Origin of the sequence: Solwaraspora sp. WMMA2056 (genome assembly GCF_030345095.1) — a bacterium.
Lineage (GTDB): Bacteria > Actinomycetota > Actinomycetes > Mycobacteriales > Micromonosporaceae > Micromonospora_E.
Genome location: NZ_CP128360.1, coordinates 2022344 through 2036495 on the forward strand (window position 1 = coordinate 2022344; position 14152 = coordinate 2036495).

At 68.1% G+C, this 14152-nt stretch carries 12 protein-coding genes and 2 pseudogenes; 9 read left to right on the forward strand and 5 right to left on the reverse strand.

The annotated features are described in order from the left end of the window. Positions 1-426: 426 nt before the first annotated feature. On the reverse strand, positions 427-1830 hold the full coding sequence (tnpC, locus tag O7608_RS09350) for an IS66 family transposase (protein ID WP_289208516.1): 1404 nt from the start codon (positions 1828-1830) through the stop codon (positions 427-429). A gap of 173 nt (positions 1831-2003) precedes the next feature. Here tnpC and O7608_RS09355 point away from each other — a divergent pair, with 173 nt between their 5' ends. Next, positions 2004-2231 carry a hypothetical protein gene (locus O7608_RS09355; protein WP_289211156.1) on the forward strand — a complete coding sequence of 76 codons (228 nt, stop codon included), beginning with the start codon at positions 2004-2006 and terminating at the stop codon, positions 2229-2231. Here O7608_RS09355 and O7608_RS09360 read toward each other — a convergent pair. Beyond that, positions 2216-3399 (reverse strand): IS3 family transposase gene (locus O7608_RS09360; RefSeq protein WP_421359974.1). Its coding sequence is split into 2 segments (ribosomal slippage): positions 2216-3144 and positions 3144-3399, totalling 1185 coding nucleotides; the frame shifts between segments, so codons are not numbered across the junction. The two genes, O7608_RS09355 and O7608_RS09360, sit on opposite strands and share 16 nt — an antisense overlap. A 74-nt stretch (positions 3400-3473) precedes the next feature. On the opposite strand from O7608_RS09360, the pseudogene O7608_RS09365 reads away from it, so the two are divergent. From O7608_RS09365 to O7608_RS09380, 4 genes and pseudogenes are all read left to right on the forward strand, one after another. Further along, a pseudogene (locus O7608_RS09365) lies at positions 3474-4298 on the forward strand (transposase); the annotation flags it as partial. A gap of 244 nt (positions 4299-4542) precedes the next feature. After that, positions 4543-4959: pseudogene (locus O7608_RS09370) on the forward strand (sugar phosphate nucleotidyltransferase); the annotation flags it as partial. Positions 4960-4961: 2 nt separating this feature from the next. Further along, positions 4962-5222, forward strand: a complete 261-nt coding sequence (locus tag O7608_RS09375; RefSeq protein ID WP_289211157.1) for a hypothetical protein — start codon at positions 4962-4964, stop codon at positions 5220-5222. Positions 5223-5274: 52 nt separating this feature from the next. Next, positions 5275-6642 (forward strand): NAD(P)/FAD-dependent oxidoreductase, encoded by a 1368-nt coding sequence (locus O7608_RS09380; protein WP_289209560.1) that lies wholly within the window; start codon positions 5275-5277, stop codon positions 6640-6642. 131 nt (positions 6643-6773) lie between these two features. Here the strand turns inward: O7608_RS09380 and O7608_RS09385 are convergent, their stop codons facing one another. After that, positions 6774-7895 carry a DegT/DnrJ/EryC1/StrS family aminotransferase gene (locus O7608_RS09385; RefSeq protein WP_289209561.1) on the reverse strand — a complete coding sequence of 374 codons (1122 nt, stop codon included), beginning with the start codon at positions 7893-7895 and terminating at the stop codon, positions 6774-6776. Then, the gene (locus O7608_RS09390; RefSeq protein WP_289209562.1) at positions 7892-8797 is read right to left on the reverse strand and encodes a putative sugar O-methyltransferase; all 906 of its coding nucleotides are present in this window, start codon (positions 8795-8797) and stop codon (positions 7892-7894) included. Before O7608_RS09390 ends, O7608_RS09385 begins: the two co-directional genes overlap by 4 nt. Before the next feature lie 262 nt (positions 8798-9059). Here O7608_RS09390 and O7608_RS09395 point away from each other — a divergent pair, with 262 nt between their 5' ends. Next, on the forward strand, positions 9060-9473 hold the full coding sequence (locus tag O7608_RS09395) for a VOC family protein (RefSeq protein ID WP_289209563.1): 414 nt from the start codon (positions 9060-9062) through the stop codon (positions 9471-9473). 40 nt (positions 9474-9513) lie between these two features. Here O7608_RS09395 and O7608_RS09400 read toward each other — a convergent pair whose 3' ends face one another. Further along, positions 9514-11478 (reverse strand): KedN5 family methylcobalamin-dependent radical SAM C-methyltransferase, encoded by a 1965-nt coding sequence (locus O7608_RS09400; protein ID WP_502959191.1) that lies wholly within the window; start codon positions 11476-11478, stop codon positions 9514-9516. Positions 11479-11626: 148 nt separating this feature from the next. On the opposite strand from O7608_RS09400, the gene O7608_RS09405 reads away from it, so the two are divergent. Genes O7608_RS09405 through O7608_RS09415 form a run of 3 tightly spaced genes read left to right on the forward strand, consistent with a single transcriptional unit; the run spans position 11627 to position 14148 of the window. Beyond that, positions 11627-12268 (forward strand): NADPH-dependent FMN reductase, encoded by a 642-nt coding sequence (locus tag O7608_RS09405; protein WP_289209565.1) that lies wholly within the window; start codon positions 11627-11629, stop codon positions 12266-12268. Positions 12269-12289: 21 nt separating this feature from the next. Further along, positions 12290-13297, forward strand: coding sequence for an ATP-binding cassette domain-containing protein (locus tag O7608_RS09410; RefSeq protein WP_289209566.1), 1008 nt, complete (start codon positions 12290-12292; stop codon positions 13295-13297). Then, entirely contained in the window at positions 13294-14148 is an 855-nt protein-coding gene (locus O7608_RS09415) for an ABC transporter permease (protein ID WP_502959192.1), read from the forward strand. The genes O7608_RS09410 and O7608_RS09415 overlap by 4 nt, the downstream gene beginning before the upstream one ends. Positions 14149-14152 lie beyond the last annotated feature (4 nt).

Genomic DNA, 14152 nt, shown 5'->3' on the forward strand with positions numbered 1-14152 from the left:
TCTCTCAGCAAGAGCACATCTGGCCTCGATGGATGCACCGGTACCTGAAGTCCTCGAACGCCACCCGCTACGTACGCCATGCCGGCTTTCGGCGAGCTTCTGTCGATGTCTTCACCGAGGATCCGACTGTAGTGACTGAGCGCCAAGGTTCTGTCCCGACGTTGGTTGCGCGAGAGGTCTGTCAGGGTTGCAACAACGGGTGGGTGAGTCAGCTTGAGCAGCGGGTGAAACCCACGGCGTCAGACCTGATCGATTCGGCCAGCAGCCGACAGCCACTTGTGATTCAGTCGGATCGGGCAGCCGATCTTGCTACCTGGGCAATTAGGACGGCGTGGATGAGGGAAGTTTCCACACCAACGCCGGCGACAACAACGGTGACTGGATAGGTGCGTGGGACCTTGGAATACCGCAAGCGCGCGAGGTGGGTTAGGCGGTTGTGGGGATCCAGGGGCTGCCGGCGGCGGCTCGGGTGAGTGCGTCGAGCATGTTGATGCCGTGTCGGGTGGCGGTGGCGGCGTAGCTGCGGATCGCGGCGAAGTGTTCGGCTCCGGTCATGGTGCGCATGCTGCCGGAGACCTTGATCCGGAGTTTCGGCATGCGGATGGTCCGCTCGGCCGGGTTGTTGTCGAACGGCACGGCCGGGTCGGTGAGGAACCGCAGGTAGTCGGCGCGTCGGTCCCGTAGTCGCACGAACAGGGCGTGGTACTTGCGGTGCAGCTTGTCGGTGCGGGTGGCGGTGGCTGCGGCGCCGAGCACGACGGCCGAGCGCAGCAGGTGGGTCTGTTCGGCGAGGTCGGCCGGGTCGGGTTCGCAGCCGTCGGCGCGGGCCGTGACCGTCAGGCGGTTCAGGTGCCGCAGGGCGTCGATGGCCTGGCCGGCGAGGTCGGCGACCTGCCCGGTGGCGGTGTCGACCACGTAGACCAGTTCCCGCAGCACGTGGGCGTTGCACAGGGCGTGCCGGGCGGTGGTGTAGGTGTCGTACGGGGCCCACGCGTCGTGCACGGCGGTGCCGGTGTATCCGGGTAGCACGCCGGCGTCGTCCATTGCGGCGGTGCCGCGCCGGCGGTGCACGGTGAGGAACACGTCGGTGGGTGTGGAGGCGGAGTGCAGCCAGGCGAGGCGGCCGTCGACGCGTATGCCGGTCTCGTCGAAGTGCGCGACCGGCGCGTTCTTGATGCGGTCGCGGATGACGGGGAGCACCGTGTCGATGACGCCGAGGGCGGTGCGGGTGACCCAGGCGGTGATGGTGGCTGGCGCGACGGGCAGGCCGAACAGGTCACGGATCGCGTCGGCGGTGCGGCCGATGGACAGGAACTGTCCGTGGAGCAGGTAGACGCCGATCGCGGCGATCCGTGGTCCGTAGGCGGCGGGCGCGGTGGCCCCGGCGGGTGTCGCGGCGGTGGTGTGGTGCCCGCACGGGCAGGCGACGGTGACGATCTGGTGCTCGGTCACCACGACCCGGGGCTGGGGGATGTCGAACACCTGCCGGCGGGTGACCGTCACCTCGGCGGGGTCGGTCAGGCCGTCACCGCAGCCGCCACAGATGTCCGGCACGTGCCGGACGATCACGTCCGGATCGGCCACCTGGGACAGGGTGGTGCCCTCGCCCCCGGTGGGGCGGCCCGGCCGGCGACCCGAACGGCCCCGCAGCGACTTCGGCGCCGGTTTGGCCAGCCCGTCGCTCGACGGCGGTTTCGACGAGTTGCTCGACGACTGCTTCAACCGGGCCTCAAGCTCAGCGATCCGCGTCAGCGCCTGCTCCAGCCGTGCGGCCAGCCCGGCGTTCAACGCCAACAACTCGTCATACGACGGCGGCGGATCGGCGGGCATGGCTGGTCAACCTACCAGCCTCCACAGCAGACAGCATCACCGGGATCAGGAACCTATCCAGTCACCAACAACGTTCGCATTGCGTCGCCGGCTCCAACAGAGGGTCTGTCAAGTTTCCGGCCCTGGCTCACACGCGGTGGTGACGGAGGGTCGTCCGGCTCGTTGACACCCGCGTGATCGACGCCAACACGCTTGCGCAGACGATGTTCTCGGGTCTTTCCCCGCTGGTCATCGAGGATGTGGTCGACGAGGGCGAGCGGATCGTGGTGCGGGCACGGACTCCACACGGCACCGCTGTCTGTCTGATGTGCGGCGTGCAGTCAACGACGCACACACCGGCTGTGAGGGGCCTCGCGTTTTCCGGACAGTGGTTCGGCCGGTTCTTTCACGCCGCGATTTGAAGGTTCTCGAACTCTGCGTGGACTTCCCGGGGAGGTCGGTAGCCCACCGCTGAATGCAGACGCTGACGATTGTACCAGAATTCGATGTAGGCAGTAACGTCCCGGCGTGCCGCCTCACGAGTGGGATACTTCACACGCGACACGCGTTCGTTCTTCAGCGCACCGAAGAACGATTCCGCCATCGCATTGTCGAAACAAGTTCCGGTCCGGCCAGCAGATCGCCGCAACCTCAGATCCCGCAGCGTTCTGCCGTAGTCGTCCGACATGTAGTTGCTGCCCCGGTCCGAATGAAAGATGGCGTTCTTCCTGAGTTCGCGATTCCGGGCGGCGTTACGGATGGCGCGGGATATCAACGGCGTCTGGTAGTGGTCGTCCATCGCGTATCCGATGACTTCCTTCGTGCAGCAGTCGATGACGGTCGCCAGATACAGCCACCCCTCGCCGGTCGGGATGTACGTGATGTCGCCGACGAGCTTCTCGCCAGGCGCGTCGGCGGTGAACTCCCGGCCGACGAGGTCAGGCACCGTGCCGGACGACGACTGGGTGAGACCCCACCGCCTCGGGCGGGGCTGGCACGGCACGAGCCCGAGCTCGCGCATCAGCTGGCGGACGAGTTCCGGCCCGGCGGACACGCCCTGGCGCCGCAGTTGCGCGTGGACACGTCGATGCCCGTAGGTGCCGTCGGACGCGGCGAACACCTCCTCGATGGCCGATCGAAGGTGGGCGCGGCGGGTGGCGGTCGCGGAGTCGGGGCGGGTTCGCCATTCGTAGTATCCGGACCTGGACACGCCGAGTTGTTCGCACATGAAGTCGACGGGGTAGGCGTACTTCGCGGTGTCGAGTCGCATCGTCTCGATGAACTCGTACAAGCTCGTTACCGAGGGTCCTTCGCGAAGTACGCCGCGGCTTTTTTCAGGAAGCTGTTCTCCATTTCGAGTTCCCGGTTGCGACGTTCGAGTTCCTTCAGTCGAGCGCGCTCGTCGACGCCGATCGGTGGGCTGTCCTGGGCGCCGCTGTTTTCCCGCCGGTACTGGCGGACCCAGGAACGGAGCGTCTCCGGGTGAACGTCGATCTCCCGGGCAACCTGCGACACTGGCTTGTTCGACTGTAGAACGAGTTGCACTGCTTCTTCACGGAACTCTGGGGTGTATGAGCTTATGCGTGCCATCGCGCTTCTTCCCTCGACTTTCCTTACAGGGTAACCTTATTGGCTCCCTGTCCGGAATCCTCGGGGCACCTCAGTGGCACAACCTGTGCGAAGCCGCCCTCAGCGAAGCGAAGGCGCACAGCACCTGCTGGGCCACCATCCTGGACGCACCGGTGTACGACGGACCCCGCGCGCAGACGACCCTGCACCGCTGGCACCAGGTCCACGACCTGCTCGACCAGGGCGTGGGCCTGCTGGAATGCGCCCGCCGCCTACAGTTGGCGCTCAACACCGTCAAACGCTACGCCCGAGCCGACCGACCCGAACGGATCCTCCGCGTCCCCAAGTACCGGCCCAGCCTCGTCGACCCCTACCGCGAGCACCTGCGCACCCGCCGGGCCGAGGACCCCGCCGTCCCCGTCGCGCACCTCTACGACCAGATCAAGGCCCTCGGCTTCACCGGCTGCCTCAACCTGCTGCACAAGTACATCAACCAGGGGCGCGCGGACGCCGACCACAGTCACATCTCCCCACGCCGGCTCGCCCGCATGATCCTCACCCGACCCGCCAACCTCACACCCGACCACCGCGACCTGATGACACGGCTGACCGCGGCCTGCCCAGAGATGACCGAGCTCGCCGCCACGGTCGGGCGCTTCGCCGCGCTCCTGACCCCTCACGCAGGAAACACCGACCGGCTCTCCCGCTGGATCGACCAGGTCCGCACCGTCGACCTTCCGTATCTGCACGCCTTCACCCGGGGCCTGGACCGCGACCGCGACGCCATGAACGCCGCGCTGACACCGCCCTACAGCAACGGCCCCACCGAAGGCGTCAACACCAAGACCAAACGCATCGCACGCCAGATGCACGGACGAGCAGGCTTCACCCTGCTCCGCCACCGCATCCTCCTCGGATAACGGACACGATCCGTCACCACCGGATGTGAGCCAGGGCCGTTGTTCCTACAGACCCGTGGCGATTCCCATGCTCGGCCACCATGCCGGGCGAAGTCTTCTCTTCCCGTGCCGTCAGCGCCAGCGAGCAAGCTGCGAGGTGGCGAGGCTGCGAACGCGCACGGTAGAAGGCGGAATCGGCCCGGACGACCACCCACAATCAATGCCATGGCGCTTGATTCGTGAAGCCCTTGAGGAGTTCTGTGCCATGAAGGCATTGGTGCTTTCCGGAGGGTCGGGAACCCGGTTGCGGCCGTCCAGCCACTCCGTTCCCAAACAGTTGATGCCGGTTGCCGGCCGCCCGTTGCTGGAGCATGTTCTGCATCAGGTGCGCACGCTCGGCATCACCGATACCGGCATCGTCATGGGGGCGCAGGGCGATCAGATCCGGGCGGCGGTGGGCGACGGCGCACGGCTGGGCCTGCGGATCACCCACGTCGAGCAGGGTCACCCGGCCGGGCTCGCGCATGCCGTGCGTACCGCTGAGGGGTTCCTCGGCGACGACGACTTCGTCGGCCACCTGGGGGACAACCTGTTCGCGGACGGCATCACCGAGATCGCGGACGCCTTCCGCGCCGGCCGCCCGGCCGCCCAGGTGGCGGTCTGTAAGGCGGCCGACCCCCGCCGGTGCCGTTCCTGCTGCTCGACGACCAGGTCGGCGAGGTGCGCTGGACGGCGTTGCGCTGCCGCCCGGTCTCCGCGCCGGTGGGCTCCCAGATCCCCGACGGGCTGCTGCTCGGCCTTGAGCTGGACTCGTCCGACGGCATCGTCGGCAGCGTCGGTTACACCCGCAACTCTTCACCTCCCGCCGGGGTGGCCGATATGACCGGCGCCTTCGCCCCGGCACTGCACGACACGATCAGCCGTCACACGGCGGCGATCGCCTGATGTTCAGCCGGCCCAGTGCGGGTACCGCCCGCGGAGGAGGAACGACCGAGTGATGAAGAACTATGTCGGCGACCGTGCGATCGTGCTCGGCGGTAGCGTGACGGGCCTGTTCGCCGTCAGCCCACTGGCCGAGGCCTACCGTGAAGTGATCGTCGTTGACCGCGACGAACTGATCGGGGTGCGTGAGGTCCGTCGCGGTTCGCCGCAGGCCCGCCACATCAACGGCTTGCTGGCGCGCGGTGCGCGTGCGATGGAGGACCTGTTCCCGGAGATCACAGCGGAGATGATCAGCGCCGGCTGTCCGCAGACCGACCTGGCCGGCACGGTGCGGTGGTACTTCAACGGCAAGCGGCTGGCGCAGCAGCGTGCCGGCCTGAGCAACGTGGCCGCCCGGCGGCCCATCATGGAGGTGCACCTGCGCGAGCGCATCCAGGCCATGCCCAACGTACGGATCATGGAACGGCACGACATCAACGGCCTGGTGTTCACCGCTGACAACTCCCGGGTGACCGGGGTCCGGGTGCAGCCCACCGGCGACGTCGACGCTCCCGAGCAGGTGATCGAGGCCGATCTGGTGGTGGACGCCACCGGCCGTGGCTCGCGGTCACCGCTGTGGCTGGAGGCGACCGGCTACGGGAGGGCGCCGGAGGAAGGCACCAAGATGGGCCTCGGTTACGCCACCCGGCACTACCGGCTGGGTGCGACCAACCGGTTCGGCACCGACCACTCGATCGTCTGCGTCGCCTCGGCCGAGTCGCCGCGCGGGGCGATCTGTACCCGTACCGACGACGGCCTGGTCGAGCTGACCACCTACGGCATCCTCGGCGATCACCCGCCGCTGGACGACGAGGGCTTCAACTCCTTCATCAAGTCGCTGGCCGCGACGGAGATCTACGACATGATCATCGACGCGGAGCCGGTCAACGACCCGGTGCTGTTCCGGTTCCCGACCACCCTGCGCCGGCGGTTCGAGAGCCTGGAGCGGTTCCCCGCCGGTCTGGTCGTGGTGGGCGACGCGGTCTGCACGCCGAATCCGGTGTTCGCGCAGGCGCAGACGCTGGCGGCCCTGCAGGCGCTGGCCATGCGTGATCGCCTGCGCGCCGGCGGGCCGATCGACTCGGTCGAGTTCATGGCGGAGGTCGGCCGGATCGTCGATCCGGCATGGCAGATGACCGAGACCATCAACCTGAGCTACCCGGGGGTCGAGGGCGAGCGGCCCCCGCAGGTGCTGATCATGCTGGCCTACATGAAGCAGTTGCACGACGTGGCCACCCGCGACAGCAGCGTCACCGAAGCGTTCCTGCGCACGGCCAGCCTGGTGGACCCGCCGGAGTCGCTGATGCACCCCGAGCTGGTCTGGAAGGTCACGCAGAATCTGCTGGCGGCGGCCCTGCCCGCCAGGGAGGGCGCCGCGGCCTGACGCACGACATGCGCGCCGGCCGGGCCCGAGCCCGGCCGGCGTCGCGCTGTGCACCGGGTCCGCATGTGCACCGGGTCCGCACACGCGACAGCGCCGCCTCCTGTACGGAGACGGCGCCGTTCACCGGCGGATCACCAGCCGGCGCGCACCGTCCGGACGATGTGGTCGCGGTCGGTGTCCGACAGCCACCAGCCGACCGGCAGGTACGCCACCGCCGGCATCACCGCGTCCAGGCCGGGCAGCGGCTCGCGCATCGACGCCACACAACTGTGCTCGTCGTTGCGCCGCGAGATGACGCTGGTGGCGATCCCCGCCTCGTGCATCCGGCGGGCGAACGCCGGCCGGTCCGCCACCAGCACCGGGTACACCCAGCACGACGGCGTGTGGTCGGCGAAACGCGCGGTCAGCCGCAGGCCCGGTATCCCGGCCAGCTCCCGGTCGAAGTACGCGGCGTTGCGGCGGTTGCGTTCCACCAACTCGTCGACGCGCTCGAGGTTGGCGAGCCCGATCGCGGCCGCGACATCGTTCATGTAGAACCGGTAGCCCCAGTCCGCCACGTCGTACTCGCCGGTGGCCCGATCCTCGCCGCGGTTGATGCCGAACCACCGCCGCCGCCGCCCCCGCTCGTGCAGGTCGTCGTCGGGCAGCACGAGCAGGCCGCCGCTGCCGCAGGTCAGCGGCTTGAGCGCGCCGAAGCTGAAGACGCTGAGGTGACCGTGGTTGCCCAGCGGCCGGCCGCGGTAGCGGGCCGCCCAGGCCTGTGCGCAGTCCTCCACCACGCGGGGCCGAAAGCCCAGCCGGGCCTGCGCGTCGTCCAGTACCCGGTCGAGCCGGTCCAGGTCCATCAGGTACCCGGCCCAGTGCACCGTCATGATCGCCCGGGTCCGCGGGGTGATCTTGCGCGCCAGGTCGTCCAGGTCCATGGTCAGGGTGTCCGGGTCCACGTCCACCCACCGGATGCGCAGTCCGTTGGCCAGGATCGGCCAGTTCGTGCCCTCGAACGTCAGCGGCGTGCTGAGCACCTCACCGTCGGCGCTCCGGCCGCCGTGCTGGCGGGTCAGCAGGTCCAGCGCGAGGTGCAGAGCCGACGTCCCGCTGTTGGTGGCGAGCACCCGCGGGTTGCCGATCCGGGCCGCGAGCGTGTCCTCGAACGCGCTCACCGCCGGCCCGTGCTCCACCCGGCCGCTGCGCAGCACCTCGGCGACCCGGTCGCCCGCCTCGTCCGACATGGCGACCTTGAACAGTGGGATCATGCCGCCCGGTCCGCCCGGTACAGCGCCTGCCAGAAGAAGCTCCACGGTGGCGCCCAGGCGTCGGCGGCGCAGGTCCAGCCGGGCCCGGGCCGGTACGCGGCGACGAATTTGCGGGAGTGTTCGCGCACCGCCTCGCTGTCGTGGATATCGAGCACATCCTGTAACACGCCGTTACGCAGGGCCATTCGCGCGGCCTGGTCGTCCGGTGTGCGCCCGTCGAGGCCGGGATCCGCGTACTTGCCGACTGCGTCGCGGACGTAGAACCAGCCGCTGTGCGAGTCGGCCAGCCGCAGGTAGTCGCGTACCGTGTCGATCGGCATCTCGGCGAACGCGTTGACCCCGAGACACAGGTCGAGCCCGTCCGCGGCCAGCGCGTCGACCTCGTCCGGCGTGACGAACCGGATGCGCGCGAACCGCTGGTCGTCCAGGACCGCCCGCAGGTATTCGCGCGACAGCTCCAGCGACCGGGGAAGGTCCACGATGGCGTACGACGCCAGCTCGTGATTCGACATCATCGCGTGGCAGGTGCGCCCGTAGCCACCGCCCACCTCCAGCACCCGTAAGCCGTCCAGTGGCATCCCGGCGGCGAGGAACTCCAGCTCGAGCACCGACAGCAGTGAGTCCATGCACACCTGCTCGCCGTCGTAGATCACCGAGATCGGGTCGCCGACATCACGGTTGCGGATTCGGCGCAGGCGCTCCCGGTTCTCCGGGGAGAGCCCGGCGGCCAGGTGGTAGATCAGCGCCTTGAGATAACGGACCCCGTTGGGCCGCGGATCCCAGTAGCCCAGCTTGTAGTTGACCGTCCGAGACTTGAACCCGGGCAGGTTCGTGGCCGCGTCCGCGGTGATCGTCTCGTCGTAGTGTTCGCGCAATGAACTGGGGACATACTTGGCCATCACGATGCTCCTCGCGCCGGTGGTGGTCACATTGCGAGACCACGGTCCCATCGGGCGATGACGGCGGGCATCTTCCGTCATGCGAGGTCCACCCGTAGAGGTGTCATCCGGTGCGGAAGCGGGCAAGTCCGCTACCATCGGTGCGCCTGACCGCCGCACGGCGTAACCGAGGCGCTCGCGTGCAGACTCATACGCGCGGCGCCGCCCCGAACACGTGCCGCATCCGCGGTACGGCGAGCAACGAACGCATGGAGGTCTACGATTCATGAACTGGACGCTTGAGGTGGTGTGTGTTCCGGTCTCCGACGTGGAGCGGGCCCGCGAGTTCTACATCGACAAGCTCGGTTTCACCATGGACTACGACACCGAGGCGGGGGAGGCCCGGGTGATCCAGGCGACCCCGCCGGGCTCCGGGTGCTCCATCTGCTTCGGCAAGAACGTCGTTGACATGAAGCCGGGCTCACTCAAGGGCCTGCAGCTCGTCGTGCGTGACCTGAAGGCGGCCCGCGAGGAACTCGCCGGCCGTGGCCTGGACGTCGGCGAGATCCAGGTCTTCGACCGGTCCGGCAACCAACGCCCCTACAAGGACGGCGACGTGCTGGACAAGATGGGTTTCGTCTACTTCACCGACCCGGACGGCAACGCCTGGGCGATCCAGCAGATCGACGACCGGTCCTGATCCGACCGGGTGGCCGTGCAGCAGGCGGCCACCCGGTCGTTCAGCCCTGACCGTGCCCGGAGAACGTGCGACCCGTGGGGCCCTGCGCCAGCTCGTGGCGCGGCAACCCCATGTAGTGCACCACGATCTCGTGGTTCGTCGAGGTCACGGCGGATTCCGAGCCGACCCGGTAGTAGAGGTCCACCGCGCAGTCCCGCGCCGACAGGTCCGGGTCCTGGCCGGCTCGCAGGCCCGCCACGATGGCCGGGATGTCGTGCCTCATCGCCACTGCACGGCGGACGTAGTAGTCGTCGCCGTGCACCGACTCGATCTCCAGTTCCGCACCGTCGGCGGCGCCGTCGCCGCGGTACACCGGGCGGGTCAGCAGGTCGTACCAGAAGACCTCGTCGAGCAGGGCGACCCGGTCGGCGCTCAGCAGCGGGCGCACGGACTCCGCCCACCACCGGTTCAGCATCCGCTCGGCGTCCGGGTCGGTGAACATGAACTTGATCGCCTCGCCCAGCCCGTCCGTGCCCAGCTTGGCCTGCGCGCCGCGCAGGAAATCCGCAGCCGGGTCGTCGGCGGCGGCGATCCATCCCTCCAGGTTGAGCAGGACCTTCGACTGTGGCAGGCCGGCCAGCCGGCGCAGCGGTGCCCAGATGTGCCGCAGCACCGCATTCTCCGCGATCACCCGGGCCCAGAACAGGAACTTCTGCATGTGCTGGTTCTCGGCGAAGGTCATCGTCTCGTGCGCCAGGATGTACTCGAAGTCGTCGTGGTCGCCTCGGACGGACTTGATGCCGAACTGCTCTTTCTTCTCGAAGTAGTCGGTGTTCGGCAGCAGCAGCATCGGGTAGACGGCGATGCGGGACATGTGTTCGGCCAGCCGGTCGTAGCCATCCATGAAGGACTCGATGGTCTCGCCCGGCGCACCCCAGATCAGCTCGGCGTAGCAGTCGAGGCCCTCGCCGGCCAGCCAGGTCGTCAGGTCCTCCCAGTCGTTGACCTTCATGTTGCGGCGGCGCATCTTGACCAGCGCGCTGTCGTTGAGGGTCTGCAGGGCCAGGGTGAATGAGCTCTTCATCCCGGCCTCCTTCATCAGCCGTACGATGCGGTAGAAGGTCTTGGACTTGTTCTTCGCCCACGAGGTCTCCAGCGCTCGCGGGAACCCGTACTTCTCCCGGGTCTGGATCAGCGCTTCGACGAAGTCGTAGTCGGCGGGCAGCATCCCGAAGTTGGCGTCGCAGGCCACGACCGTGTGCACGCCGAGCTTGCCGAACACCTCCAGCTCCGCGCGGAGCCGGTCCATCGGGAACGCCCGCACCTTCTGCCCAGTGGCGCCGCCCCAATAGCAGAACGAGCACTTGTACGGACAGCCCCGGTTGGTCTCCATCAGCGCCACGTCGTAGCGGAATCGGCCGTCCGCATCGGTCAGGTCCAGGGCGCCGGTCAGGAACGGTGACGGGATCACCTCCAGGTCGTCGATGCGGTCGCGCTCCTCGGTCGTGACGACGGTGCGGTCGGCGGACTGGTACGAGAGCCCGGGGATCGCGCCCAGGTCGTGCTTGCTGGTGCCGGCCAGATAGGCGCTCAGCAGCTCCCGGAAGGTGAGCTCACCCTCCCCGTTGATCACCACGTCGACCTCGGGGAACATCCGGAACACCCGGTTGCCCTGCGAGGTCACGTGGTTGCCGCCGAACACCACCCATCCGTCCGGGTTGAGCTGCTTGAAGGTGGCTGCCAGCGCGCCGAACGCGTTGACGTTCCAGCCTAGGACGGAGAAGGCGATGATGTCCGGCACGCCTTCGGTGAACAGGGCGTTCGCCATGTGAGCATTGGTCACGCCGCCCCGGAAGTTGCGGATCTCGATGTCCATGCCGTTGCGGATCTCGTCGTCCGCGTTGGCGGACGCCTTCAGATATCCGGCGGCGAGTGGCATCGATTCCAACGGCATTTCCCAGACGCCCTGTTGCACCAGATGGACTGATGTCTTGGCAGGTGAGTCCGGTCCTCGATCGCTTTGCACAGGTCGCTCCTTGATCCCGCGGTGGGGGGCTCGGTGCGTCTCATGGTGGGCGGCGTGCGACGGCTGCTTCATCTTCCGCCCTGCGCTGTTCGGGCGTTGGCACACAGCGAGAGCGGCGGAACCGGCGATGTCAGATCGGATCTGGCGGATGTCAGACCGGGTCTGGCGCCTTAACTGCGTGACCACTGAAGCGGACGGAGGGCCGGTGACCGACGCGTCATCACACGCGCCCCTGCGCGTCGCGGTCATCATCGGCACCACCCGCGAAAATCGGATGGGCGAGGCGATCGGCCGGTGGTTCGTCACCGAGGCGGAGAAGCGTGACGACATCGGCGTCGACCTGATCGACCTGGTGGACTTCGAGCTCCCGAACCGCTATCCGGAACTGCCGACCGATGCCATGACGGCGTTCGCGTCCCGGGTCGGCAACGCGGACGCCTTCGTGATCGTCACCCCGGAGTACAACTACAGCTTCACCGGCTCGCTGAAGCAGGCCATCGACTGCGCCTATGACGAGTGGCACGCCAAACCGGTGGGCTTCGTGTCGTACGGCTGCCGCTCCACCGGCCGGCACGCCGTCGAGCAGTTGCGCACGGTGTTCACCTACCTGCACGCGACGACGATGCGCGACGTCGTGAGCTTCGACCTGCTGACGACCACCTTCACCGGCGACGGCGGGCTCCGCGGCGACGACGGCCAGGCCGGAACGGCGGAGGTCATGCTGAACCAACTCGCCTGGTGGGGGCTGGCGCTCCGCAAGGCGCGGGCCGCACGACCGTACGTTTCCTAGTCCGACGAAACGAGGCAAGCAATGAGTGATCGCAGGATGGGCCTGGCGATTGAGGCCACCGGCCTGGTCAAGTCATTCGGCAAGGAACGGGCGCTGGACGGCATCGACCTGCAGGTGCCGGCCGGGACCGTGTACGGCCTGCTGGGCCCGAACGGCGCCGGCAAGACAACGACGCTGCGGGTCCTGGCCACGCTGCTGCGGCCCGACGCCGGCAAGGCCGAGGTGTTCGGCCACGACGTCGTCCAGGACCCCAACGCGGTGCGCAGCAGGATGAGCCTCAGCGGCCAGTTCTCGTCGGTGGACGACGACCTGACCGGCACTGAAAACCTCGTCCTGCTGGCCCGGCTGGTGGGCTACCGCAAGCGGGCCGCAGCTGACCGGGCCAGGGAGATGCTTTCCGCCTTCGGCCTGGAGGACGCGGCGGACCGGCAGGTCAAGAAGTACTCCGGCGGCATGCGGCGGCGGCTCGACTTCGCCGCCAGCATTCTGAACACGCCGGACCTGCTCTTCCTCGACGAGCCCACGACCGGGCTCGATCCCCGCAGCCGCGCGCAGGTGTGGGACATCGTGCGAGCGGTGGTCGACCTGGGCACCACGGTGCTGCTGACCACGCAGTACCTGGACGAGGCCGACAACCTGGCCAGCCGGATCGCGGTCATCGACCATGGCAAGGTCATCGCCGAGGGGACGAAGGGCGAGTTGAAGGCTTCGGTCGGCGCGGGCTCCGTGCACGTGCGGCTGCGCGACGAGAACCAGCGCGACCGGGCCGAGCAGTCCCTCGCGGAGTCGCTGCGGGCCACTGTCCAGCGAGACAGCGACCCGTTGGTCCTGACCGCCCGGCTGCCCGCCGGGGACGACAGTGGCGCCGCCACCGAGCAGGCGTCGCGGGCGCTGGCCAAGCTCGCCGATGCCGATGTGATCGTCGACAACTTCTCCCTCGGCCAGCCCAGCCTGGACGAGGTCTTTCTCGCTCTAACCGGTCGCCCGGCCGTGGACACCACCAACAAGGAGAAGGAGGCTGTGGCATGACGAACACCATGACCGAGAGGTCCGTGCAGGCCACCGCAGAGGTGCCCACCGGGCAGCGGCTCGGAGCCGTGCTGAAGCTCGGCGAGCGGCCGCCGAAGCCCAGCGCGTTGTCCGCGTCGCTCACCTTCGGCTGGCGTGCGCTGCTGAAGATCAAGCACGTGCCGGAGCAGCTCGTCGACATCACGGTCTTCCCGGCCATCCTGACCCTGATGTTCACGCACCTGTTCGGTGGTGCGCTGGCGGGTTCCACGCGGGAGTACATCCAGTATTTCCTGCCCGGCATCATGGTGCTGAGCATCCTGATGATCACCATGTACACGGGTGTCGCGATCAACCTGGACATGGAAAAGGGCATCTTCGATCGTTTCCGGACGCTGCCGATCTGGCGGCCGGCGCCGATGGTCGGTTACCTGCTGGGTGACGCGTTCCGCTACCTGGCGGCCGCTCTGGTGATCCTGGGCCTCGGCCTCCTGCTCGGGTTCCGCCCGGAAGGCGGCGTGAGTGGCGTGATCGGTGGCGTCGCCCTGCTGGTGGCGTTCTGCTTCGCGGTGTCCTGGGTCTGGACCGTGCTGGGTCTGGTCATGCGCGGGGAGAAGGCGGTGATGAGCTTCAGCATGATGGTGATCTTCCCGCTCACCTTCCTCAGCAACGTCTTCGTCGACCCCAAGACGATGCCGGGCTGGCTGGAGGCGGCGGTCAACGTCAACCCGGTCACCATCCTCACCACCGGTGTCCGCGGGCTGATGAACGGCACTGCCACCACCGGCGACGTGACGCTCGTGCTGATCGTGTCGGCCGCGATCATGGTTGTCTTCGGCGCCCTGACGGTGCGCCTCTACAACCGCAAGTAAGCCC